This window comes from Deltaproteobacteria bacterium, from assembly GCA_009930495.1.
Lineage (GTDB): Bacteria > Desulfobacterota > Desulfovibrionia > Desulfovibrionales > Desulfomicrobiaceae > Desulfomicrobium.
The window spans coordinates 1-2,371 of record RZYB01000284.1 but is presented as its reverse complement, the minus strand read 5'-3'; the positions used below and the strand labels follow the sequence as shown (position 1 = coordinate 2,371).

At 58.7% G+C, this 2,371-nt stretch carries 2 protein-coding genes; both read right to left on the bottom strand.

The annotated features are described in order from the left end of the window. Positions 1–171: 171 nt before the first annotated feature. Positions 172–1,224: a GDP-L-fucose synthase gene (locus tag EOL86_13815; protein ID NCD26651.1), complete on the bottom strand. Its 1,053-nt coding sequence runs from the start codon at positions 1,222–1,224 to the stop codon at positions 172–174. 17 nt (positions 1,225–1,241) lie between these two features. After that, positions 1,242–2,345 (bottom strand): GDP-mannose 4,6-dehydratase, encoded by a 1,104-nt coding sequence (gene gmd / locus EOL86_13810; protein NCD26650.1) that lies wholly within the window; start codon positions 2,343–2,345, stop codon positions 1,242–1,244. Positions 2,346–2,371: the final 26 nt, after the last annotated feature.

Below are 2,371 nucleotides of genomic sequence, written 5' to 3'. Positions count from 1 at the left end.
GTTTCTTCTGAGATACGTGTTCCGAGCCCACCAGCAAGAATGACTGCCTTCATAAATAAATATCCTTGAGTATAAAGATATCGTTTTTTTGCGGAACTCAACAGAGAGTCAGATGTATCGCCATGTACAACCCCGTTGGTATCGCGAGGAAACGCATATATCGTCTCGGAATTATTTTGTCCCACACGTCAGGTGAGAGGCGATGCGCTTCGTATCATCTTCCGTGCCGTGCGCTAGAAAATCCGCATACGCCAGTCCGACGCCATCCAGCAGGGTCGTGCGTGGGGTCCAGCCCAGCGCCGTCAGGCGCGACACATCGAGAAGCTTCTGCGGCGTTCCATCGGGCTTATCGGCATCAAAAACAATCTCTCCTCCAAATCCCACCACCCCCGCCACCATCCGCGCCAGTTCGGCGATGGTCACGTCCTGGCCGCAGCCAATATTGACCAGGGGCGGCTCGTGGTCGTTGAATAGCGCCTCGGTCTTCCAGGCCTTAGTCATCAGGAATGCGCAGGCACCGGCCAGATCGTCGCTGTAGAGAAATTCACGGCGCGGGGTTCCCGTTCCCCAGACTGTGAAATGTTTGTCGCCGCGTATCTTGGCCTCATGCGCCTTGCGGATCAGGGCGGGCAGGACGTGGCTGGTCTCCAGGTCATAGTTGTCGCCCGGGCCGTAGAGATTGGTGGGCATGACCGCCAGATAGCGCGTGCCGTATTGGCGGTTGTAGGCCCAACAGGTTTCGATGCCGGCGATCTTGGCCACGGCGTAGGGGCGGTTGGTGGCTTCCAGGGGGCCGGTCAGCAGATAGGATTCGCGGATGGGCTGCGGACATTCCCGAGGATAAATGCAACTGGAACCCAGAAAAAGAAGCCGACGTACCCCGGCCAGATAGGCGCCGTGGATGACGTTCGTCTGCATGGCCAGATTGGCGTGGATGAACTCCGCCGGGTAGGTGTTGTTGGCCTGGATACCGCCGACCCGGGCTGCGGCAAGGAAGATGTGCTCTGGTCGCTCGTGTTCCAAAAATGCACGCACTGTGGCCTGATCCATGAGATCCAGACGTTTCAGACGCACACGACCCTCGGCCTCGGGGACGAGCGTTGGAACTTTCGTGTGGAACGTGCCGAGAATGTTTGTGTGTCCCTGGGCGATCAAGGCGCGGATCAGGGCTCCGCCAACCATGCCGGCCGCTCCGGCCACGAGGATTTTGTCTGTCACGTTCATGTCGGATGCCCCTGCCGTCATTCCTGGGGTGCGTTGATGGAAAATCCCGCCCGTACACAGAGTTCTTCCTTTTTGGCTTCTTCCAAATCCGCCCGGACCATCTCGGCAACGAGTTCCTGAAACGAAATTTTCGGTTGCCAGCCCAGCCTGGACTTGCCCTTGGTCGGGTCGCCCAACAGGGTCTCGACTTCCGTGGGCCGAAAGTAGCGCGGGTCCACGGCGACCACGGTTTTGCCATTGGCCGGGTTGATGCCTGTTTCCGCGACGCCTTCCCCGGAAAATTCAATGGTCATGCCCAGTTCGCGGGCCGCGGCCTGGACAAAGTCCCGCACCGAATGCTGTTCGCCCGTGGCGATGACATAGTCATCGGGGGCGTCCTGCTGGAGCATGAGCCATTGCATTTCCACGTAGTCCCTGGCGTGGCCCCAATCGCGCAGGGCGTTCAGGTTGCCCAGGTACAGGCGGTCCTGAAGGCCGAGGTAAATGCGGGCCAGGGCGCGAGTGATCTTGCGGGTGACGAAGGTTTCGCCGCGCAGGGGTGATTCATGGTTGAAGAGAATGCCGTTGCAGCAATACATGCCATAGGCCTCGCGGTAGTTGATCGTGATCCAGTAGGCGTAGAGCTTGGCGCAGGCATAGGGTGAGCGCGGATAAAAAGGTGTCTTTTCTGTCTGGGGAACTTCCTGCACCAGGCCGAACAGCTCCGAGGTGGATGCTTGGTAGAAGCGCGTCTTTTTCTCCAGCCCCAGAATACGGATGGCCTCCAGCAGGCGCAGTGCGCCCAGGGCGTCAACGTTGGCCGTGTATTCCGGCGTTTCAAACGAGACCTGCACATGGGACTGGGCGGCCAGATTGTAGATTTCATCGGGCCTGATCTGCTGGATGATGCGGATCAGGTTGGACGCGTCGGTCAGGTCGCCATAGTGCAGAAAAAATCGTCGGCGTTGCTCATGCGGGTCTTGGTACAAATGATCGACCCGATCCGTGTTGAAGAGCGAGGCCCGGCGCTTGATACCGTGCACTTCGTAGCCCTTGCCCAAAAGAAATTCGGCCAGATAGGCGCCGTCCTGGCCCGTAATACCGGTGATAAGGGCTTTTTTGCCGGAAAAATGCGCGGTCATGCCACCTCCCAACTCATGATTTGCCG

Excerpts from the sequence above, each read along its gene's own strand:
- EOL86_13815 (NCD26651.1), bottom strand. The coding sequence starts at position 1,224 with ATGAACGTGACAGACAAAATCCTCGTGGCCGGAGCGGCCGGCATGGTT.
- gmd (NCD26650.1), bottom strand. The coding sequence starts at position 2,345 with ATGACCGCGCATTTTTCCGGCAAAAAAGCCCTTATCACCGGTATTACG.